Genomic DNA, 23,265 nt, shown 5'->3' with positions numbered 1-23,265 from the left:
CGCAAAAATGATTTTCTTTGTGCTTCAGTCGAAAAGACAAATACAATAAACATGAAGTTATTTAAACAAATTATATTTCCAGTATTAATAGGTGGTGCGTTATTTATGTCGGCCTGTGAAACCAATAGCAACTATATTAATCCTAAAGAGTTGATAGAGGCCGAACAGGAATTATTAGATCGCTATTACCATGAAGGAATGCACAGTGGTATGACTCGTATTGATTCAATGACAGCTGCTTCTATAGATACGGTTGATCATCGTTTTGAATCTGGTTTAATGATGTTTCATACAAAGATCGGTGAAGGAGATTCGATTAAAGTGTTTAAGCGAGTAGGTTACCGTTTTACTGCTTTTAATATTGCGCAAGACGAAGAGACGGATGTTACCTATGAAGCATATGCTGGTACGAACGAATCATCTTATTCTCCTGCGTCCTATACTACTTTTCCTGTTAACGATGCCGGATCGGCGAGTGGAACAGGGGTGCCTTTAGGACTTAATGAAGCCCTTTTGCACATGCGTTTTGGAGGTGAGGCAAAAATAGTATTGCCATCAGAAATTGGTGGTGTTAACGGTTATTACACTACTATTTATGAGCTGAGGGTAACTTATTTAGAGCATTAATAGTTAATTTCATATACGAAGAGCCACTTTCTATTTAGAGAGTGGCTCTTTTGCTATTATGTAAATTCGTAATAATTTAAATCAATTTTTTATAAGCGGTTTTTAAAGAAGATTTAACAAATTTGTATGATTTAATATTATCTTGCTTTCCGTTTTAAATCAAACGAAATGAATTAGTGCGAAATCGTTTGATAAGGTAATGTAAGTATTTGAAAATATAAATTAATAAATTATACACAAACAAAAATCAATAGGAGGCAGCTTAACTGATGTCTTCTTGAATTAATTAATTTAATTATGTCTAGCAAAAACAACAAAGTATTGCCAATAGTGATGATGTTCTTCCTATTTGCAATGATTTCATTTGTAACAGGATTATCAAATCCGATGGGTGTAATAGCCAAACAACAAGAAGGAATTCTTAACTGGATGTCTCAATTAGGTAATTTTGCCAACTTTTTGGCTTATTTCTTTATGGGTTTACCTGCTGGTTTACTTCTTAAACGTAAAGGTTATAAGTTTACTGCTCTAACAGCTATTGGAGTAGGAATTTTAGGTGTTGGTATTATGCTAATTTCGGGGTATATGCCATATGAGCGTGGTGATAGTTTTACGCCAATATTCACTGTTTATCTTGCCGGTGCTTTTATCTCTGGATTTTCAATGTGTATGCTTAATACAGTTGTTAACCCGATGCTTAACACACTTGGTGGTGGTGGTAAAAAAGGTAACCAATTAATTCAGTTTGGTGGTTCATTAAACTCTATGGCTGCAACTATTGTACCTATTTTAGGTGGTTATCTTATTGGAGATATTGCTCAGGCAACAATGAAGAATGCCGTACCTGCACTATTAATTGCAATTGGTATTTTTATTGCTGCGTTTATTGTAATTGCATTAGTTGCAATACCTGAGCCTCACAATAGAGCCGAAGAAACAGGTGAAAAGAAAAAAGAGAAGCACAACGCAATGTCTTTCCGTCACTTTGTTTTCGGAACAGTTGCAATCTTTTTATATGTAGGTATCGAAGTTGGTATTCCAAACTTTATTAATTTATTCTTAACGGCACCTCAGGATGTTGCTGAGGGGGCAAAGGGAATGGGTATTGATCCTGGCGCAGCCGGTTCGGTTGTTGGTACTTATTGGTTTTTAATGTTAATCGGTCGTTTATTTGGAGGTGCACTTGGTGCTAAGTTTTCTGCCAAATCTCAGTTGACATTTGTTAGTGCCATGGGTATTATTTTTGTTGGTTTAGGTATTCTTTTACCATCATCTATTCAGGTTGCAATGCCAGTATTTAAAGCTGATATTAGTTTTGGACTACAAACAGTTCCTTTGGCTGTGATGTTATTTACCTTGTGTGGTTTGTGTACTTCTATTATGTGGGGTGGTATTTTTAACCTAGCGGTTGAAGGTATTGGTAAATACACCGAGATGGGGTCAGGTATCTTTATGGTTATGGTTGTTGGAGGTGGTGTTTTACCACTTATTCAAGGTGCTGTTGCTGATATCACTGTAAGTTATATGGCTTCTTACTGGGTGATTGTAGCGGCTTTAGTATTCTTATTATGGTATGCATTAGCAGGATGTAAGAATGTTAATAAAGACATTCCTGTGGAGTAATGATAAAAAAGCATTAATTTAGAATCATGACTTCTTGTTGTATTTCAAGGAGTCATGATTGTTTATATAACTAATTAAAAACTAATCAAATGAAGAAAGTATCTGTTGGCGTGGATATAGGTGGTACTAATACTGCCATTGGAGTAGTGGATGAGTTGGGGCATGTTTTAACTAAAGATAGTATTTCAACCCCTTCGCATGGAGATATTAATGTATACATTGATGATTTAGCAGCAGCGATTAATAAGCTGATTACAAATGCTAAATTCATGAATGAAGATATTGAAATTGTAGGTATTGGTGTTGGAGCACCAAATGGTAATTATTACAGTGGTACCATTGAGTTTGCACCAAATTTATCATTCAAAGGCGTTGTACCTGTAGTGCGTTTATTACGAGGTCACTTCCCAAATATTGAAGCATTGGCTTTAACTAATGATGCCAATGCGGCAGCTATTGGAGAAATGATTTATGGCGGCGCAAAAGACATGAAGAATTTTGTGATGTATACATTAGGAACGGGTGTTGGCAGCGGAGTGGTTGTTAACGGTGACTTAGTATACGGGCACGATGGTTTTGCCGGAGAATGTGGTCATACAACTTTGGTGCCGAATGGTCGCAATTGTGGATGTGGTGCTAAAGGTCATTTAGAAGCATATTGTTCTGCACCAGGAATGAAGCGTACGGCTTTTGAATTGTTGGCTAAATACAATGCAGTTGATAGTCCATTGGCTAAGCATTCTTTTAATGAATTAACCTCGAAGATGATTTATGATGCTGCTGTGGCAGGTGATGAAGTTGCTTTGGAAGTTTTTAAAATCACAGGGCATTATTTAGGGCAAGGTATTGCTGATACTGTTCATCACCTAAGTCCAGAAGCAATTTTCTTATTTGGTGGACCATTGGCAGCAGGAGATTTGATTTTAAATCCTACCAAGGAAAGTATTGAGGAGCATTTATTGCCAATCTTTAAAAATAAAATTAAGCTACTTCCGTCTCAGTTAAGCGAAGGTGATGCTGCTATAGTTGGAGCAAGTGCTTTAGCTTGGAAAGAGCTTGAGAAATAATATAAGTTATAATTATCTTATAATTAAGCCCTTTGAATTTTTATTCAAGGGGCTTTTTCTTTGCTGTCACTCTCATTAAAGGTAATTGTTAGAAATTTTTTATGCCATTAAAAGTAAAATTAACCTTTAAAATGTTTTAAAAGTAATTTTTACTTTTATATTTGTTGTTATGAACATGAGTATCTACGATCAGTATCAAGAGAACAAACGCTTCGTATCAGTTGATTGCGTTATTTTTGGATATGAACAGGAGAAATTGAAATTACTAGTCTTTCAGCGTGCTATTGAGCCAGCAAAAGGAGAATGGTCCTTGTTGGGCGGATGGGTGAATGCTAATGAAACAACAGAAGATGCCGCTAGGCGTGTTCTTCACAAGTTGACGGGTTTAGAAGATGTTTACCTGGAGCAGGTACATACGTTCTCAGATCCTAAGCGTGATCCTGGCGGTAGTGTAATAACAGTAGAGTATTATGCTTTAATCAATATAGATGAAAAAGCAAGCAACCTCATAGAGGACTATGGAGCAAAGTGGCATACTCTGGAAGAGTTGCCATCCTTGATTTTCGATCATAATGTATTGGTTGAAAAAGCATTGGAGAAGCTTCGTTTACGCTCCAGTTATGAGATTATTGGTAGAAAGTTGTTGCCAAAGAAGTTTACTATTACACGCTTACGAAATTTATACGATCAGATTTTTCAAAGGAAATTCGATCCTGGCAATTTCAGAAAGAAAATACTTTCCTTAAAAGTACTGGAACGTCTTGAAGAAAAGGATATGTCCGAATCCAAAAAAGGAGCTTTCTACTTTAAATTTAAACCAAAGAACGAAAGCGAATTTACCGATCCTATTTTTAAACGATCAATATAAAATTACAAACGCTACATTATAAGTTATGGAACAATTTGAATTTACAGAACATTCGCATCGTCGCTATAATCCATTAAATGGTGACTGGGTTTTGGTATCTCCGCATAGAACCAAACGTCCATGGCAAGGCAAGGTTGAAAAGCCTGCAATAGAAGAGCGTCCTCAGTATGACGAGAAATGCTATTTATGCCCTGGAAATGAGCGTGCTGGTGGGCATAAGAATCCAGATTATAAAGATGTTTTTGTTTTTCAAAACGACTTTAGTGCCTTAATGCCAGATATTCCTGAGGGAAATTATACAAAGGGCGAATTATATAAGGCTGAGAGTGAAAGAGGGTTTTGTAAAGTTATTTGTTTTTCTCCTCGTCACGATTTAACGATTCCAGAAATGGAAGTATCTAATATTCGTAAGGTAGTTGACTTGTGGTGTGATGAATATAAAGAAATCGGTTCTCTTGATTACATCAATCATGTTCAGATATTTGAAAATAAGGGAGATATAATGGGTTGCAGTAATCCGCACCCACATGGGCAAATTTGGGGGCAATACTCTGTGCCTGTTGAGCCAGCCAAGGAATCAAAAATGCAAAAAGCCTATTTTGAAAAGCATGGCAAGACTTTATTGGAAGACTATGTAGTTGAGGAGTTAAAAAGTGGCGAGCGTGTGTTGGTTGAAAACGAGCACTTCGTAGCGTTGATTCCTTTTTGGGCAACTTGGCCTTTTGAGGCGATGATTGTGAGTAAAAGAGCCGTGTCTAACATTACGCAGTTAAGCGATGATGAAAAAACGGCATTGGCTGATGTGTATAAAAAGTTGACGGTGATGTATGATAACTTATTTGAAGTGTCATTTCCTTATTCTGCAGGTATGCACCAGGCGCCAACCGACGGTGAAGAGCATCCTGAGTGGCACTTACACATGCATTTTTATCCACCATTATTACGTTCGGCTACAGTAAAAAAATTCATGGTAGGATACGAGATGATGGCTAATGCACAGCGTGATATCACAGCAGAGCAAGCAGCTCAGCGTTTACGCGATCTACCGACTACCCATTATAAAACTAAATAAACAATTACACTTAAAATCAGTTTAGATATGCAAATTTCAAGTTTAATAGAGAAAATTAACGGAGGAAATAACTCGTTCTTCAAAGAGATTTATGGTACTGACGAAGTAGTTTTAAAAGAACAAGCCGATCGTTATATCAAATATATGAATGAGTTCAAAAGTATTTATGGTTCTGATGACGTAATGCTTTTAAGCTCTCCAGGTCGTACTGAGGTTGGTGGTAATCACACCGATCATCAATTAGGTCGTGTTTTAGCAGGTGCTGTAAACCTTGATAATATTGCTGTAGCAGCTCCAAACGGAACTAATAAAGTGCGTATTACATCTGTAGGTTTCGACCCTTTTGAAGTAAACCTTGATGATTTAGAGGTTACCGAATTTAAGTTAACGCCTGGTAATATTCTAAGAACCATTGCAAAAGAAATTAAAGGAATTGGTTTAGAGGTAAAGGGTTTTGATGCCGTTATACATGGTTGTGTGCCAGAAGGATCAGGATTAAGCTCTTCTGCTTCGTTTGAAGTGCTAATTGGCGCCATTTTCAGCAATCTTTTTAATGATGGAAAATTAGATCCAGTAGACAATGCCAAATTTGGTCAGAAAGCAGAGCACGCGTGTAAAAAATTCTGTGGTTTAATGGATCAAACGGCTTGTGCTGTTGGTGGTTTTATTACCATTGATTTTGCCGATAAAGCCAATCCTGTTGTTAAGGCATTGGATTTTGACTTTGCAAAAACAGGTTATTCATTGGTTATCACAAATACGGGTGGAAGTCATGGTGGTTTAGATGAAGAGTACAATGCTTTACCTGGTGAGATGAAATCAGTAGCTCAAGAACTTGGGCAAGAGGTATTACGTCCTCTTTCAATGGAGGATGTTGTGAAAGGGATTCCTTCTATTCGCGAGAAAGTTGGTGACCGTGCCTTGTTACGTTCTATTCACTTCCAGGCTGATAACTCACGTGTTGTTTATCAGGTAGATGCTTTGGAATCAGGTAACTTCGATAAGTTTTTGGAGTTGGTTGTTGAATCAGGATTTAGCTCATACATGTACAACCAAAACATTTTTGTTGGCGGAGAAACAAAGCATCAGAATGTTGCTTTAGCTCTAGCTTTAAGTGAGTTGGTTCTAAAGGGTAAAGGTGCATGGCGTGTTCATGGTGGTGGATTTGCTGGTACCATTCAGGCTTTTGTTCCTAACGATATTTTGGATGATTACACTTCTACTTTGGAGTCTGTATTCGGAAAAGGTAACTGTCACAAGTTATTTATCCGTTCTAAAGGTGCAGTAAAAGTTGAATTGTAGTATTAACAACTAAGGCATGCCTAGTTGTGTGCCTTTAAAATTCTAATATCATGACAAAACCATCTGATGTTTTTACATTAAAAAATAGCAATAATGTTGAAGTAGCATTTATTGCACGCGGAGGACAGATAGTTTCTATAAAAGTACCTAATGCACAAGGTGAAGTAGCCGATGTGGTAATTGGTTACGAAACTGTTGAAGAAGCTTTAGCTGGAGATGCCTATTATGGGGCACTTTGTGGCCGTTATGCCAACCGAATTGTAAAAGGGCAGTTCGAATTAAACGGCGAGCAGTTTCAGTTGGATGTAAATAATGGGCCTAATCATTTACATGGAGGTGTTGATGGTTTTAACCTGCGAGTTTGGGATGTTGAGGCAATTACATTACCGAAATTTGCACAGGCTTACCAATTAACACTTGTGAGTCCCAATGGCGACCAAAAATACCCAGGCGAATTGACTGTGAAAGTGGTTTATGGTTTAACAAATGATAATGAGTTCGTAATAGAATATGATGCTGCATCAACAAAAGATACGATCATAAACTTAACTTCGCATGCCTATTTCAATCTTGAGGGAGCAGGTACTGGTACTATCGCAGATCATCAATTAACAATTAATGCAGATAAGTTCACACCTATTGATGGCGAGATTGGAACTGTAACTGGTGAGATTGCTGATGTGAAAGAAACTGCAATGGATTTTGTGACTGGAAAAGCAATTAATGAAGCATTGGTGGCCGATTGCCCTCAGGTAAAGTTGGTTGATGGAATTGATCACAACTTTGTTATTAATGGCTTTGATGGTACTTTAAAATTAGCAGCTAGATTAGAGCATGCAGCTTCTGGTCGTGCCATGGAAGTGTATACCGACCAACCAGGTATTCAAATGTATACAGGTAGTCACTTTGATGGTTCTGAGAAGGGTAAACTAGGGGCTCCAATTGAAAAGTGGGCAGGTTTGGCCATGGAAACGCAAATTTTTCCGGATTCTCCTAATAAAGAGAACTTCCCAAATGCAGTTTTAAAAGCAGGAGAGAAGTATACGCACACTTGTGTTTACAAGTTCATTTAATACAATACACAAACAGTAGAAAGACTGCTTTCAAATTACTTGGAAGCAGCTTTTTTTTATCACTAATTATTTTCTCTTACTTTCGTAGCTAAATTAATACTTCACACATACGCATTAATGAGTAAAAAGAATGATATCTATAATGGCGCCATGGAGCTTTTTGTAGAAAAGGGTTTTGCCGCTTCGGTGAATGAGCTTATTGAGCGCATCGGTATTGCTAAGGGTACCTTATATCATCATATTACCAATAAAGAACAATTGATTATAGATATTTATAAGCAGCTCATGTTCGAGGTGGAGGAACAATGTGTTAATGTGTTAAATGAAAATCAAAAAGAAAATACCAAACAGGTGTTTAGTGGTATTGTCAAATGGTTTATCACAAACCCAAGTAAGTTCTACTATATTAATATATTCGAGTCGAGCCCATATATGAAATTGCATTTTGAATTAGTGAAAGATACTAAAACGGGGCCTCGCCAATTCATTATGCAAAAAGTAAACATGGGTATTCTTAAGGCTTATAAAACCGATATGATTGCCTTTTTTGATTTTGCATTTACACGCGCTACTGCCAACTACTTCCTTTCGCTCCCAAAGCCTTTGCAGAGCTTTTCCCAAGAATTTGATGCCGCATTTGATATGTACTGGGATGGGGTTGCACAAAAGCAGTCGTATACAGAAAAAGCGTAATTACCTTGCTTTGTGTTTAGTTCTTGATAGTCAGGATTTCATCTTGTTGATAACTTCTTAATAAATGTTAATTACTTCTGTGTTAATTTTTAGTAATTCATACAGAATTAACAGAATTTTAACATTTAGAAAACCGACCCATTGGTCTAGTTTTTCAACTTTGCAGAGAAGAAATGAAAAAACAAGTACTGTCATACGGTAAATATTTACTAACCAAACACATCACAATGAAAAAACATGTTTTAGCAGCTCTTTGCTGTTCCTTAATGATGTTTAATGTTACGGCACTTTTTGGGCAAGGTAAAGTAACAGGTAAGCTGGTGGATAGTGATACAAATGAAGCACTTATAGGTGCTGCTATCTACGTTAAAAACAACAATGCAGTTGGAACGGTAACAAATTTAAATGGGGGCTTTGAACTTGACGTGCCTAATAAAGAGGTAACTCTTATGTTTAGCTATCTGGGCTACTTGGATTTAGAAAAACAGGTAACTATCAATCAAGATCTCGATCTTGGTACAATTAAGCTTACTACATCATCTGTAGGAATAGTTGAAGTTGCTGTAGTTGCCTCTATAGCTAAGGATAGAGAAACGCCTGTGGCAATGTCCTCAATTAAACCACAACTTATTGAGGAGAAGCTTGGTACTCAGGAGTATCCTGAGATATTAAAATCTACACCTTCGGTTTATGCAACAAAGCAAGGTGGTGGTTATGGCGATAGTCGTATTTATTTGCGTGGTTTTGATTCTAATAATATTGGAGTCTTAATTAATGGTGTTCCTGTTAATGATATGGAGAGTGGTAAGGTATATTGGTCAAATTGGGCTGGTTTATCAGATGTGACACAAACAATGCAGGTTCAACGTGGTTTAGGTGCTTCGAAGTTAGCACTTTCATCTGTAGGTGGTACTATTAATATTATTACCCGATCAACCGATGCACAAAAGGGAGGTTCTTTTTATACAGGTGTTGGTAATGATGGTTATACCAAACAGGCCTTAACTTTTTCAACTGGTTTATTAGAAAACGGTTGGGCAGTAACAGCTTCTGGTTCTCGCACAGTTGGTGATGGCTATATCCAGGCTACTAATTTCGAAGGGTGGTCTTACTTTATGAATATATCAAAAATCATAAATGATAAACATCGCGTTTCTTTAACAGCTTTTGGTGCGCCTCAGTGGCATAACCAACGCGGAAATCAGCATTTAATAGAAGATTATAGATCACATAGGGAGAAGGATAAATGGAATTCTGATTTTGGTTATCGTAACGGAGAAATTTATAATGGTGCATACGCACACAACTACTATCATAAACCACAGATATCTTTAAACCATTATTGGAATATAGATGAATCGTCAATGTTAGCTACATCTGTTTATATCTCTAAATCAAAAGGTGGTGGCCGACGCGTTTACGGTGAAAACGATGACTGGTTGAAAATAAATTACGATGATGGTAGGCCAACTGAAGATACCAAGTTGACGCCTGAAGGATATTTGGATTATGATTATGTGATAAATGAGAATTCTCAAGCCGATAATGGCTCAACAGCTGTAATTGCTAATAGTATCAACTCTCATGACTGGTACGGTATTCTTTCAAGTTATACAAAACACTTTGGTGCTACAACCTTAACTGCTGGTCTTGATGGTAGATATTATAAAGGTTATCACATGTATGAAATTGATGACCTTTTAGGTGGTCAGTATATGTTGGATGATAGTAATGTTAACCGCGATGAAACAATGAGGTTAACAGTTGGTGATAAAGTTAATTACCACAACTTGGGAGAAGTTTTATGGGCAGGTGGTTTTCTGCAGGGCGAATATAAAACAGACGCTTACTCTGCTTTCTTGTCATTATCTGCAGCACAAAACAGCTATAGAAGAACCGATTATTTCCAATATACGCCTGAAGAAGGACAAGTAACAGATTGGTTATCTTTTTATACATATACCGTAAAAGGTGGTGCTAATTATAATATCAACGAAAAGAATAATGTATTTGTTAATGCTGGGTATATAGCCAGAGCACCTTATTTTAGGAATGCATTTTTAGGTTATACAAACGACTTTAACGAGGATGCTAAAAATGAAACGATTATAACAGGAGAATTAGGTTATGGTTTTAGAACTAGTAAGTTAAATGTAAAAGCAAATATATATTACACCTTATGGAAAGATAAGGGTCTTGTTAAAAGTTTTGGAGACTTAACAGCTAACATACCAGGGATTAATGCACAACACTATGGAGTAGAGGTAGAGGCCAAATATCAGCCAGTTAGAGGTCTTAATATTGGAGCCATGGTTTCAGTTGGTGACTGGCGTTGGACTGACAATGTAATTTTTGAAGCTTACGATGAAGATCAATCATTGATTGGAACTTTTAATGCTTATATCGAAGATGTACATGTTGGAAACTCTGCACAAACCACTGCATGGTTAGGAGTTGATTACGAGGTGTTACCAAAGTTAAAATTAGGAGCTGATTTAAACTTCTTTGGTGATAATTACTCTGATTTTGACCCTACTAACAGAACCAGCGAAGAAGATCAAGTGGATGCATGGCAGTTACCAGACGCGACAATACTTGATATTAATGCCAATTATAAATTTAAAATTGGTTCTCTTGATGCCACGGTTTATGGTCGTATTCATAACTTGTTAGATACAGAATATATTACAGATGCCACTGATGGAACAAGTCATGAAGTATCTACTGCAACTGTGTATTATGGATTTGGAACAACTTGGTCAACAGGTTTAAAGGTTAAGTTTTAATTAATATTTTCTTGTAGGTAAAACAGTATCCAAATAAAAATATAGAAATGAAAAAGCTTTTTAAATATATACCCATACTGTTGGCATTACTTTGGTCATGTAATCCAATGGAAGATGTTTATAATGATTTAGATGATGTGAGAGAGCCTTACAGTGAGGCTGTTGAATTTATTATGTCTGCTGAAGATTATAACACAGTTAGCAAACAAGCACTTGAAGATGCAACCAATGCCGAAGACTCGGCATATGCAAGTGCTGTTAAGAGTGATTTATCTTTTAATGAAAAGTATACAGATGTAGATTACATGAGGTTTGTTCTTCATACCAATTATATTGCATTGAATAAAAACTCTGTAGCTAAAGTAGAGTACAACACTACTGATAAGCCAGATGACTTAATCACTTTAGAAGCAGCTGATCAATATAGATTATCAAAAGAAGATTATGCACTTGTTGACGAAGGATTAGTAGCTGAAGGAGAAGGGTTTTATCCTGGTTTTGAGGCTGAAACATATATGCCAACAATTTTAGCTGCAGGAATAGAAAATCCTGTTGAAGGCGATATCGTACGTGTTAATTATAAGTACTATATCGGAGAGCCTAAAATTGGCTATACTCCAGTTTTTAATGAAACATTTGATGATGGTACTCTAGGTCAATTTACTTCTGTCAATGTTCTTGGAGAAGATTTATGGGTTAGTAAGAGCTATAGTGCTGATTTCTTTGCAGAAGCAAGTGGTTATAATGCTGGACAATGTGAAGACTGGCTCGTTTCTCCAGTTATTGATTTGTCATCTGCTAATGATACCAAATTTCAAGTGAATCAATACGTTAATTACCTTACGGATTGGAGTGACCTTAAAATATTAATATCAACAGACTATACTGATAATGTATCAAGTGCAACTTGGGAAGAAATAGTTGTGGAAACAAAACCAGCAGGTAATAATCATGATTTTGTTCTTTCTGAATTGGTAGACCTATCTGGGTACGACGGTATGTCTTGTTATATCGCTTTTAAATATCTTTGCCCGAGTGATAATGCAACGCGTTGGCGTTTAAATGATGTCACTGTTTCTAAAAAAGGTATAACTGCAGAATCAGATACAAGAGAAATTTTCTATCAATATAATGGTAGCGAATGGGAAGAAAAAGATCAATGTTTAGTTCTATCATATGTGGATTATGAGATGATGGGATCTCCAGGGAATTATCATAATTTTAGTTCATCAGATGCTCCTGAAAATTATATTCCAACGTTTATGTCTGAAAAATACCCTTATGCTCAAGAAACAGATATGATGTACATTGCATATCGTTACTACGCCAATAGGGTTACATCTACGAAGGTAGACAAGTATGTTTTCTCAGCAGGCCAATGGATGTCTGACTCAAATGGTCCTTTTATTACTGTGAACAATCAGTTTGTACACAACGGAACAACTTGGATGTTTGATCCAACCATTAAATTTACAATGGGTAAGGCCGATTACCAGATGATAGTTGACTATGTAAAAGCTGAGATTAATGAAGATTATGCCCCTTATCCTGATGGAGAATACTACTATGGAGCAGGCGCTAAGTATGTGAATTTCGATTTAAGAATTAAGAATCGTATCAAATATGAAATTCCAACAGGAATAGAAGGTAAAACATTTGAGGATTTATCTGAAGATGAAGCAAAAGAGGTTATAATTGAACGAATTCCTGAAGGAATTATACAAATGTTAATTGTAAAGTATCCTGATGCTGTTACCACTGTTGGTGGAATTGATGTTTACTATGAAGTTACTTGGGATTCATACGAAAATGATTTATCACGCAATGAGTATATTTATAAGTTTAAATGCGTTAAATCAGGTCCTAGTCCAGAATTCGAATTTATTGAAGATATAAGCCCCGAGAACTAAAAGAGTTTATTAATAATCAAGTCTCTACCATTTCGGTAGAGACTTTTTTGACTTTAACCAAATTTAATGAATATGAGATTAACCACTACTATAAAAAATATTGTGGTTTGCCTATGGTTATTATCTGCATTTTCGATAGTAATAGCCCAAACCCCGCCTAGTGATTTAAATGGTAATGCTTTAAAGCAATGGTTAAAAACCAACTATTACGATGGTAAGCATACTGAATTAGGATACAGCGATGCAAGATATCGGATGTATTCTGATATAGATAATATAAGTAACTCTATTGTATGTGTATACTCAGGGTATCAAAAGACTTGGAGTACATCGAATACAAGCACGAATCCATCGCCAGTTAATTGTGAACATACTGTGCCACAAAGTTTCTTTGGTCAATCAGAACCAATGCGTTCTGATATTCATCATTTGTTTCCAACCTACGAGAACTGGAATTCTGAGCGTTCAAATAATCCTTTTGGAGAAATAGACGATAACAACACTAATATGTGGATGTTTTTGAGTGGGTCACAGTCATCAAAACCAACTACAAATATAGATGCTTATAGTGAGTCAAATGGTTCAGTATTTGAACCAAGGGAAGATCATAAAGGGAATTGCGCCAGAGCTATTTTTTATTTCTTTACCATGTATCCAACAAAAGTTGGAGAAATATCAACGGTTGGAGATTTAAATACCTTGTATCAATGGCATATCAATGATCCTGTTGATCAGGATGAAATTGAACGGAATGATAGAATAGAATATTTTCAGGGTAATAGTAATCCTTTTGTAGAACATCCTGAATTGGTCGAGAGAGCATGGATAACTGAAGGTTCTGGATTACTGGCGCCAACCACAAGCATAGAAACAAGTAGTAATAAATTAACAATTAACTGGTCTGCCATTGATAATGCAATAGGCTACAAAGTTTATAAATCGGTAGATAATAGCATTTTTACAGAGTTGACTAGTGTTTTGTCGGATGTTCTGAAATACGAAGATGCTAGTGTTGTTGAAAATACGATATACTACTATTATGTAATTGCATATAATAACGATGGAAGTAGCGCTAATAGTAATGTTGTTAGTAGTTCATTACCATCAAGTAGTGGCGGTGCAAATGAATTGTTTTTCTCGGAGTATGTTGAAGGAAGTAGTTATGACAAAGTTCTTGAGATTGCAAATTATACGAATGATGCAATCGATCTGTCAGACTATTCTATTATGAAACAAAGTAATGGTGCTGGGGCATGGGGAAGTGAGCTCAATCTCAGTGGCACATTGGTTAGTGGAAAAGTATTTGTTGTTTGCCATTATCAGGCAAATACAGCCATAAAGTCGGTGGCAGATTTAATAGAGCCGTCTAATTCATGGACATTGTCTTTTAATGGTAATGATCCCATCGGTTTGTTTAGGAACGGCACATTGATTGATATCATTGGTACATTTAACAGCTCATCAAAATTTGGAGAGAATTCAACTTTAATAAGAAAGGCCACTGTATCTGGTCCATCAACCACTTATGATAGTAATGAATGGAAGGTAGAGGCACAAGGTGTGATTTCTAATCTAGGCATACATACTATTAATGGATCTACGTCAATCAGTAATGATTTCGCTAGTTTGAAAGATAAATTTAAAGTATATCCAAATCCAGCAGATGAAACCATAACTATCGCGCTGGAAGATGGTGTTGATATTGAAGATCATGTAAAATGTAAGATAATAGCCTTAAGTGGAAAAATAGTCTATTCAGAAAACTTATCAAATAATGGACTGACTTTTAAGGAAGAATTAAACATTTCGAATTTGAATGAAGGTGTTTACTTGCTAGTTCTAGAGATAGGTAGTGAAAGAACAATACAAAAAATAATTATACAGTAGATTATATAGGTAATTTAACAACAAAGGCTGCCTCACATGAAGCAGCCTTTGTTATTTATAATCAACTAAAATGATTAAAACTTCTCGTCGTATTTAGTCCATAAATCATCGCCTATTTGCCATGCTGTGTTTGTTACGCGATTGCCCCAGTTCATAGTGTATCGTGTCAGATGAGCAATGGTTTGTTTTCTCCCCATGCTCATGGCGGCAAGCTCTGTTTCCCTTTGTTTCGCAAAAATTTCTTCTTGTAATGGTAAAAGAACTTTATCCACATCGTGCCGAGCATCGTTCCAGCGTAAACCCGCCAATGTACTCATGCGGTTGAAAGCCCACCAGGCAGAATTTCTGTTAAATCCATTTCTACCAGCAGCTTTGTAGGATGCAGGAAGATCAGTAACGCTACAGTAAATAGGTATGTATACCGAAGTGGCAATGTTGTCCTGAGCCATCCATACTAAGCCACCAATTTCATCAGGCAGCCAATCGCGACTTTGGGTAATGGTGCCATACATAGTGTACCAGCGCGCAATAGTTCGCTCGCCAAGCTTACCCCAACCGCCTTCAATGTTGTGCAAATCATATTTGTCGTAAGGCATAAATGGATTGGCATATGGGTGCGGTATTGTATCGCCTTCTTCAGTTATTTTTTTAAGATGACCGACCATGTCATATGGCGTGTGTTCGTAATAATCCTTAAACACTTCAATCATTTTATGAAGCGTTACTTTCGAATCGGGCTTAACTGAAAACGGATAATCTGTTGCTTCAGGATCAAGACCTAAAGAAGGTGCCATCATGCTTAAAGTACGCCATTCGCGTCGGCGTGCTGCCATTGACTCTCGCCCTTCTGGTGCATAGGCATATGCAAAGCGAAAAGGTTCTTCTTCAGCGTTCCACCAGGCACTGTCTTTCGCCATCTCAAACAGGTTGTCTGAATATAAAAAGTTAGCCTTGTCGGTCGTATCTACTTCAAGTATGCGAGCTGCGTTGGCGTTTACACTAACGTGGTTGTCGGGTACGCGCTGTGCCACCCAAATGGCACCTACTTTATCCTTGCCAGGACCTACCATTTCCAAATGCCATACCTCTTTTTTATCAGCAATAGTGAGGCATTCGCCCCAATCGCGATAACCATATTTTTTGGTTAATTCGTCAGCTAAAACAATAGCTTCTTTGGCAGTTGTACAACGTTCAAGCATCAATTGTATTAAACGTTGACAATCAATTAAACCTTTGTCAGATACCAATGACTCTCGTCCTCCGAACGTTGATTCTCCAATGGCTAACTGTTTGGTATTCATACAAGGATAAGCTGAATTGATAAAGCCATATGTATTTCTAACCTGCGGAATATCTCCTACGGGTGTATGTTTATAGGCTGGCATTTTACGTGTATCATCCTTTTCGCGCGAGTACATGGTTGTTTTGTCTTTTCGTCCATGTTTACGTGGAGGAACAATATTCATCCACGAACGTGTTCGGTGGCTATCATCGGTGTGCGATGTCATAACAGAGCCATCAAAACTAGCACTTTTACCAACTGTAATGGTTGTACAGCCTTCGGGTACGCCGCCTTCCCAATCGGCTCTTATTTGAGCATTAAGCCACTGCGTTGTCATTATCAATAGCAGTGCAAGAGTCATTTGTATTTTCATAAGAATCTAAATTGCTTTCATTTGCTATACGGAACTCTCACGTAAATTTCATCATCCTCCTGTGTTAAAGTTTGGATACTCAAATTTACATGGTCGTTTCATGTGTAATAGATTTATTCGAGAAATACAAAAATATAAAAATGAATGAGCCTATGTTGAATATTTAAGTTCTTTTATTGACCTGTTAGAACTGATTTAAAGGTTTTGTTAACTTTGTTATTCTCACAAAGTAAAACTGTATTTGACGATGAAGAAGTTTTTGAAGATATCAGGGGGTGTTGTTCTGGGTGTATTGGTACTGATGTTTGTTCTGCCTTTTATATTTAAAGGTAAGATAGAGTCTGTTATTAAAGAGCAGATTAATGCCAGTGTTAATGCACGTGTTGATTATGATGATTTTTCGTTATCGCTATTTAAGAGCTTTCCGAATATTTATGTAGGAGTTGAGGGATTATCGGTTATTGGCAATGGTGTTTTTAAAGCCGATACTCTTGTTTATCTAAAGCAATTCGTTACCGAAGTGGGTGTTATAGGTGCTCTTTCAGGAGAAGCAGAGGTAAAATCTGTTTTACTATCCGATTTATTGGTAAACGCAATTGTTTTACCAGATTCATCTGCCAACTGGGATATTGCCATTAGTTCGGATGAAGAGGTCGTTCAAGAAGATGATTCATCTGAAGCATCAGCATTTAAGGTGGTGTTAGAGTCTTTTGTAATTGATAACGCAACAATAAAGTATAACGATGCCACTTTGGCTTTAAGATCAGAAATTGCTGGGTTTGGCCTGAATTTATCGGGCGATATGTCGCAGCAATCAACCAACCTGGATATTACTGCAGGAGTTGAGGATGTATTTGTACAGTACGAAGAAGTCGATTATGTAAATGGTGCATCCTTGGGATTAGTGGCTGGTCTAAATGCTGATTTGGAAAATATGATATTCAAATTTTTGGATAACCAACTACGCATTAATAACCTGGAAATGAAATTGGAGGGTTTTGTTGCTGTTAAGGAAGAGGGATATGGCCTCGATTTAAAAGTGGGAACAACAAAAACAGACTTTAAATCTTTACTAGCTCTGATTCCTGAGGATTACTTAAAAGAGTTTGAAGAGTTAAAGACAGAAGGAACCATGCATTTGAATGCTTCTGTAATTGGAGATTATTTGAGTGAGGATGAATTACCTGCGTTTGATATTGATTTAGGTGTAGAAAGCGGTATGATTCAATACCCCGATTTACCAGAGTCAATTGATAATATTAATGTGAGTTTAAAAGTGAGCAACTCAGGTGGATCAAGCGATAACACCATCACTAATATGGAACAGTTTTATTTTGAGATAGCTGATAATCCATTTGATGCCTCTTTGTACCTTGAAAAACCTGTTTCCAATCCTACTTTCAAAAGTGATGCAAAAGGAATAATCAACCTAAACTCACTCGCTAATGCTATACCACTCGATAGTTTTGATATTAAGGGTATTATTGAGGCTGATATGCATCTCGATGGGCATTATGGATTAATTGAAAGTGAAAACTATGAAGAGATAAATGCCAAAGGCATTGTTGAATTAACTGATTTTGAATATAAAAGTACGGATTTGCCTCAGGGCATTTTTATCAAGCAATCAGCAATGACACTTAATCCAAAAGCTATCAGGTTAGAAAGCTTTGATTGCACCTTAGGCAATAGTGATTTTAAATTAAGTGGAGAATTATCGAACTACCTGGCTTACCTTTTTAAGGAGGGAATCTTACAAGGGAAATTAAATCATTCATCTAAGTTGATAAATACCAATGAGCTTTTGAGTTTAAGTTCAACCGATGTAGAAGAAGGGCATGCAATTGAGGAAGATATCAGCCTAATTGAAGTGCCAAAAAACTTAGACTTAAGCTTTCAATCGCTTATTAAGCAGTTGAAATACGATAAGCTGGATGTGTATAATACCAAGGGCAAAATAACTGTCAAGGACGGTGTTGTGCGGCTTAATGGATTAAATATGCAATTGCTCGATGGTTCTATGATGATGAGTGGACAATATAATACAGCAAACATGAGTAAGCCTTTTGTTGATTTTTCAATAGAAGGAAAAAAGCTGGACTTGAATAAAGCGGCTCATTCATTCAGTGTAGTTGACTCTTTATTGCCTCTTGCCAAGAATACAACTGGAAAAGTGTCTCCTAAATTTGAGTATAAGAGTCAATTAAACAAGGATGCAATGCCTATTATGTCAACGGCTAATGGTGGAGGTTGGTTGCGTTCTCAAAGTATTGAAGTTGCTAATTCTAAAATTCAAAATACGCTGGCCTCAACGCTTAAGAATGATAGCTATAGAAAGATGCGTGCCGAAGATTTAAATATTAACTTCATTATTGATAAGGGTAATGTGATTATAAAACCTTTTACAACAAAAATTGGCGGTAAGGCCGTTAGAGTTGAGGGCAAGCAAGGTGTTGATCAATCGATTGATTACAAAATTACCATGCCTGTATCGCGCAAAGAAGTGGCAAATATGGCTGGATTAATGGGTTTTAGTTTGCCAACTTCTGGCGATGACTTAATGGTTGATGTATTGGTTAAAGGTACTGTTCAGGATCCTCAGTTAAGTTTTGGTTTAGACAAAGCCAAAAAACAGGTAGAAAAGGATCTTAAAAAAGAAGGAGAAAAGTTACTCAAGAACTTCTTAAAAGGTTTTTAACTATTAGCGCATTTTAAAGTTGAAGGACGAATAAATATTAGGAAGTTGTAATAGTGTCTGAAAGGTTGCATGCTAGTAGTGTTTAGGTGGTTTGTCTTCATGAAAAAATGAGTATTCACAAAAGGAATTAGTGCGTTGGTGTAATCAATTTTTATTTTTATCAGATATGCACTTTCTTTAAATTTACATGAAGAAAAATCTATTTATCAGATTAATAAAACCCAAAATCGGATGAATGTACTAATAGTTGCTCCTACATCTAATGAATGTCAGAATACCACACTTTATACCTCTCGACTTCATTTTTACTTGTCGCAGTTTAATGAAGAGTGCGATAGTATTGATGTCGTTAACTTTGGTCAGCAAGGTAAAGATGGAGCTGTTTGTTACGATAAAAATAAAATAGATAGCTATAATTCAGTTGCAGATTTGCTGAATGCCCAATACGATTACTGCATATTATTATATAAGTATAATGCATATGGAGGCAAAGATGGTTCCTACTTAATAAATTTGGTCACACAGTTAAGGGTTCCTCTATTAACAATTATCGATGGAATTATTAGTGAGCCACCTGCAATTGAAAAAGCCATAGTTCAAAAAATCGCAGCTAAATCATCTCGTGTATTGGCTTTTAGTCAGTTGGGCATAGAGTTTTTAGAGCATTACTACAAGCTTAATCGCGAAAAGTTATTAAAAACTGAGTTTGGTGTTCCTGTTTTTGAGCCAGTTAAACGTTCGGAAATAAATAAACGATTAGGCATTGAAGCTGATAAATTAATTATTTCAACAGGTTCAATGTGTGCGGGGAGTGGTTTTGAAAACCTTATTAATGCGTTGCCTGCTGTTAGTAAAACCAATCCTAATATTAAATTAGTTCTTGTTAATACAAATCAAGCTAGTGAAACAATAGAATATGAGCGTTCTTTAAAACGATTAGCTTTTCAAAGGGGAGTATCCAAACACTTACTTATTGTAAAGCTATCTGCTTTAGAAAGCTTTATTGACGAACTAATGAATACAGCCGACTGTTACGTTTCTGCATGTATTAATGAAAAGGTGCTTGAGGATGAGTTTTTGTCGATGGCTGTTAGTAGTGGAGGAGCTGTACTGTCAACGCCAACTTGGTACGCTAAAGAATTGTTGTCCGATCAAAAAGGATGTTTTTATCCCTTTAATTCATCTAAAGAGTTGGCCATTGAACTTAATCAGATTTTAAGATCTGGCATTGAAGTAAAAATGTACCGTCAGAATGCTTTACTCTTTGGAGCCCAAAATTCATGGGTGGTCATCGCCAAACGTATAAAAGAGCAACTCCTTAATATGAAGCCAAGTGAATCGGACGTGAAAAACCTTTCCTTTGATGCAGCTTTGCTTCCTGATTTAAATTTAAATCATTTACAATCCTTATCGGGGCAGTTTGGTTTTTTTAAGCAGTCAACATTCGGAATTCCTGATTTTAAAGAAGGCTACGATTTGCGTACAAACGCCATGGCTTTGTTGGTGCTTGCAAAGTCCAATAACTTAGTTGAAGATAAATACATCGATGAAGGCATTAACAGGTGTTTAGCTTTTTACAATTTAATGCAAAACAATGATGGAACCTGGTCTTCTTATTTGAGTGTTTCTGGGCAGGTAGGCGAGGGGTATTCATCACATGATTTAGGATACGTAGTTTGGTCATTAGGTGTTTTGTATGCTAGTTGCCAGGATGTTGGCATTAAGGATGTGAGCTTTGAACTACTTCAAAAGATTATAGATTCAGGAGATCTGGTTTCAGTAGAAGCTAAGTGTTTGGCTATTTTAGGTATTGCCGAAATATTAAAGTACGATGGAAGCGATCCGCATTTGTATGATCTTTTGAAAGGGTGGAGTCAAGAAATTATGGCCTTGTTCCCATTGGATATTTACAGTCAGTGGTACTGGTTTGAGAACAAAGTGAGTGAAAATATGGCTTTAGTACCAACTAGTTTATTGGCAGCCTATGGTTTATTAAAAGATAAAGCAGTTTTAGGAGTTGCCAAGCGTTCAATTCGCTTTTTGGATAAGGAAGTGATGAGTGAAGGAAAGTTAAACCTGGCGGTAATCGGTTTGGAAAAAGGTACTGACAAGAAAAGTCTTCAAGCTGAGCAGTTATCAACCGAAGCGGTGTTAATGGTGGCAATGTATTCTAAGCTATTTCAAATTACACACGATGAAAATGATGCCAAAAGTGCCTGGCTAGCTCATAATTGGTACTTGGGAGCTAATGTATTAGGCAAGCATTTATACGACACTCAATCAGGTGGGTGTTATTCTGTATTAAATAGTAGAAGTGTTAATCCTATAATGACAACCATAAGTACAAGTGCTTATTGGTTATCGCATTTCGATATTTTAGATTTGCAGTTAGAATTACAATTAACTGATTAATAAGCATAAAAAAAACCGACACAAAATGTCGGTTTTTAATTTACCATCATATAATGGCTTAGCTTCTTTTCTCTTTGATACGAGCTTTTTTACCCGTAAGTCCACGTAAGTAATAAAGTTTAGCACGACGCACTTTACCTTGACGTAATAACTCAACTTTCTCAATGAATGGAGAGTTGAATGGGAAAATACGTTCAACACCTACGTTGTTAGAAATTTTTCTAACAGTGAAACGTTTACTAGTTCCGTGTCCTTTAATTTGGATAACTACGCCTTTAAATACCTGAATACGCTCTTTGTTACCCTCTTTGATCTTGTACGATACCGCAATGTTGTCACCCGGTCCGAAATCAGGCATTTCTACTCCGCTTTCAAAAGCGGCTTCGGCTACTTTAATTAAATCCATTTTTGAATTTTTTATTGGATTAAACTTTATCTACGCAATATTACATGACTCCCTTGTTCAGTAAGAGATTACGTAAATCGGCTGCAAAAATAGTGTTTATTCCTTAAGAAAAGAAAAAATATAGCCCTTAATTTATAGTCTTATTCCGATTTTTCGTCACTTTTTTCGTCCGAAGTTTGAAAATTTTGGCTCGGTCTAAAAAAGCTGAATATTAAATCTTTAAAAGAAAGAGCTAATGGCTTTAACCAACTACTCACTAAAAATGGAACAAAACGCATTGGATTTAAAAATGCAGAGAGTTCAACATATTTCAACTGTAGTTTTTTTTCAGATAAGCGCATTTGAAAATAAAGCTTCATCTTTTCATTCTCAAAGTCTTCAAACGATTTAATATGGCTATATGAGTTTTTACTTAGATTCATCATAATCAACGAATTTGGGAAAGAATAGCTGGATAAAAGATTGGATTATAGGTCTTTGTATTAATGACTTTCTTAATAAATAGAAAATAATTGCTATTAACATGTAAAAGCTGGCAACCAATAAAAAACCAATGCTATCGTTTTCAAGAATATGATTGAGCCAAAAAGCCATTGCCAAAGATGCAAATAACAATACAAAAAAGAACAAGTAGGAGAGAGCTACTTTTACAACCATGCCAGACACAAAACGTGATAAGTTTTCAGCGGCATGAAGCTTGGTCATATCCAAACGAGCATTAATGTAATCTTCAAGGTCATCTTTTACCTCATTGACTTCCTCAGACAGTTTTTCTTTCATGATGTGTGTACATAAATACGAGGATGTATTTAAGTTTTATAACTTATGTACACCCTCGTAATCAGGTTAAAAATTTCTTTGCTTAATTTGCCCCATGAGTAGGTTCAAGGTTCTTTTTGTACTCGCGGATAAGGTTTTCAATTTTCTTCTCAAGGTCGTTCATTTTTACTTTCATTTCTTCTTTTAACTCACCACCTTTTTCTTTCACTTTATCACGCAAATTTTGTAATTCAGCTTCCATTTCTTTAAGCTTTTCTTTCACTTGCTCGCGTGTTTCACTCCCTTTTTGTGGGGCGTAAAGCAACGCTAAAGAGGCCCCCAGAGCTGCTCCGGTCAACAAACCTCCTAAAAATAATCCTGTATACTTCATGGCCTTTAAAATTAATGTTATTAAAGTTAATTAAGG

General features: G+C 36.4%; 18 protein-coding genes. 13 read left to right on the top strand and 5 right to left on the bottom strand.

Going from position 1 to position 23,265, the window contains the following annotated elements:
• Positions 1-51 precede the first annotated feature (51 nt).
• The 11 genes from FNN09_RS09985 to FNN09_RS09935 all read left to right on the top strand — a co-directional run bounded on the left by FNN09_RS09985 (position 52) and on the right by FNN09_RS09935 (position 14,908).
• Positions 52-627, top strand: a complete 576-nt coding sequence (locus tag FNN09_RS09985; protein ID WP_143302041.1) for a hypothetical protein — start codon at positions 52-54, stop codon at positions 625-627.
• A 297-nt stretch (positions 628-924) separates the two neighbouring features.
• Positions 925-2,250: an MFS transporter gene (locus tag FNN09_RS09980; RefSeq protein ID WP_221932469.1), complete on the top strand. Its 1,326-nt coding sequence runs from the start codon at positions 925-927 to the stop codon at positions 2,248-2,250.
• An 89-nt stretch (positions 2,251-2,339) separates the two neighbouring features.
• The gene (locus tag FNN09_RS09975) at positions 2,340-3,317 is read left to right on the top strand and encodes an ROK family protein (protein WP_143302037.1); all 978 of its coding nucleotides are present in this window, start codon (positions 2,340-2,342) and stop codon (positions 3,315-3,317) included.
• 169 nt (positions 3,318-3,486) lie between these two features.
• Positions 3,487-4,185 carry an NUDIX domain-containing protein gene (locus FNN09_RS09970; RefSeq protein ID WP_255434081.1) on the top strand — a complete coding sequence of 233 codons (699 nt, stop codon included), beginning with the start codon at positions 3,487-3,489 and terminating at the stop codon, positions 4,183-4,185.
• 25 nt (positions 4,186-4,210) lie between these two features.
• Positions 4,211-5,257 (top strand): UDP-glucose--hexose-1-phosphate uridylyltransferase, encoded by a 1,047-nt coding sequence (locus FNN09_RS09965; RefSeq protein WP_143302035.1) that lies wholly within the window; start codon positions 4,211-4,213, stop codon positions 5,255-5,257.
• Between the two features lie 27 nt (positions 5,258-5,284).
• Positions 5,285-6,559 carry a galactokinase family protein gene (locus FNN09_RS09960; RefSeq protein ID WP_143302033.1) on the top strand — a complete coding sequence of 425 codons (1,275 nt, stop codon included), beginning with the start codon at positions 5,285-5,287 and terminating at the stop codon, positions 6,557-6,559.
• Positions 6,560-6,609: 50 nt separating this feature from the next.
• A complete protein-coding gene (locus FNN09_RS09955) occupies positions 6,610-7,632 on the top strand; it encodes an aldose epimerase family protein (RefSeq protein ID WP_143302031.1) in 1,023 nt (340 codons plus the stop codon).
• 117 nt (positions 7,633-7,749) lie between these two features.
• The gene (locus FNN09_RS09950; RefSeq protein ID WP_143302029.1) at positions 7,750-8,325 is read left to right on the top strand and encodes a TetR/AcrR family transcriptional regulator; all 576 of its coding nucleotides are present in this window, start codon (positions 7,750-7,752) and stop codon (positions 8,323-8,325) included.
• 227 nt (positions 8,326-8,552) lie between these two features.
• The gene (locus tag FNN09_RS09945) at positions 8,553-11,111 is read left to right on the top strand and encodes a TonB-dependent receptor (RefSeq protein ID WP_143302028.1); all 2,559 of its coding nucleotides are present in this window, start codon (positions 8,553-8,555) and stop codon (positions 11,109-11,111) included.
• A gap of 47 nt (positions 11,112-11,158) precedes the next feature.
• Positions 11,159-13,021: a choice-of-anchor J domain-containing protein gene (locus tag FNN09_RS09940; RefSeq protein ID WP_143302026.1), complete on the top strand. Its 1,863-nt coding sequence runs from the start codon at positions 11,159-11,161 to the stop codon at positions 13,019-13,021.
• 66 nt (positions 13,022-13,087) lie between these two features.
• Positions 13,088-14,908: an endonuclease gene (locus FNN09_RS09935; protein WP_143302024.1), complete on the top strand. Its 1,821-nt coding sequence runs from the start codon at positions 13,088-13,090 to the stop codon at positions 14,906-14,908.
• A gap of 74 nt (positions 14,909-14,982) precedes the next feature.
• Here the strand turns inward: FNN09_RS09935 and FNN09_RS09930 are convergent, their stop codons facing one another.
• Positions 14,983-16,563 carry a dipeptidase gene (locus tag FNN09_RS09930; protein ID WP_143302023.1) on the bottom strand — a complete coding sequence of 527 codons (1,581 nt, stop codon included), beginning with the start codon at positions 16,561-16,563 and terminating at the stop codon, positions 14,983-14,985.
• A 247-nt stretch (positions 16,564-16,810) separates the two neighbouring features.
• On the opposite strand from FNN09_RS09930, the gene FNN09_RS09925 reads away from it, so the two are divergent.
• The gene (locus FNN09_RS09925; RefSeq protein WP_143302021.1) at positions 16,811-19,261 is read left to right on the top strand and encodes an AsmA-like C-terminal region-containing protein; all 2,451 of its coding nucleotides are present in this window, start codon (positions 16,811-16,813) and stop codon (positions 19,259-19,261) included.
• A gap of 231 nt (positions 19,262-19,492) precedes the next feature.
• Entirely contained in the window at positions 19,493-21,673 is a 2,181-nt protein-coding gene (locus tag FNN09_RS09920) for a glycosyltransferase (RefSeq protein ID WP_143302019.1), read from the top strand.
• 58 nt (positions 21,674-21,731) lie between these two features.
• Here FNN09_RS09920 and rplS read toward each other — a convergent pair whose 3' ends face one another.
• The 4 genes from rplS to FNN09_RS09900 all read right to left on the bottom strand — a co-directional run bounded on the left by rplS (position 21,732) and on the right by FNN09_RS09900 (position 23,229).
• Complete coding sequence (gene rplS / locus FNN09_RS09915) at positions 21,732-22,079, bottom strand: 50S ribosomal protein L19 (RefSeq protein ID WP_143302017.1); 348 nt, start codon at positions 22,077-22,079, stop codon at positions 21,732-21,734.
• Positions 22,080-22,219: 140 nt separating this feature from the next.
• A complete protein-coding gene (locus FNN09_RS09910) occupies positions 22,220-22,504 on the bottom strand; it encodes a hypothetical protein (RefSeq protein WP_143302015.1) in 285 nt (94 codons plus the stop codon).
• Positions 22,488-22,859, bottom strand: a complete 372-nt coding sequence (locus FNN09_RS09905; protein WP_143302014.1) for a phage holin family protein — start codon at positions 22,857-22,859, stop codon at positions 22,488-22,490. Before FNN09_RS09905 ends, FNN09_RS09910 begins: the two co-directional genes overlap by 17 nt.
• Before the next feature lie 82 nt (positions 22,860-22,941).
• A complete protein-coding gene (locus tag FNN09_RS09900; protein ID WP_143302012.1) occupies positions 22,942-23,229 on the bottom strand; it encodes a YtxH domain-containing protein in 288 nt (95 codons plus the stop codon).
• Positions 23,230-23,265 lie beyond the last annotated feature (36 nt).

The organism is Carboxylicivirga sp. M1479, from assembly GCF_007097485.1.
Lineage (GTDB): Bacteria > Bacteroidota > Bacteroidia > Bacteroidales > Marinilabiliaceae > Carboxylicivirga.
Note: the sequence above shows the minus strand (reverse complement) of the source record. Positions and strands in the feature narration are given on the sequence as shown.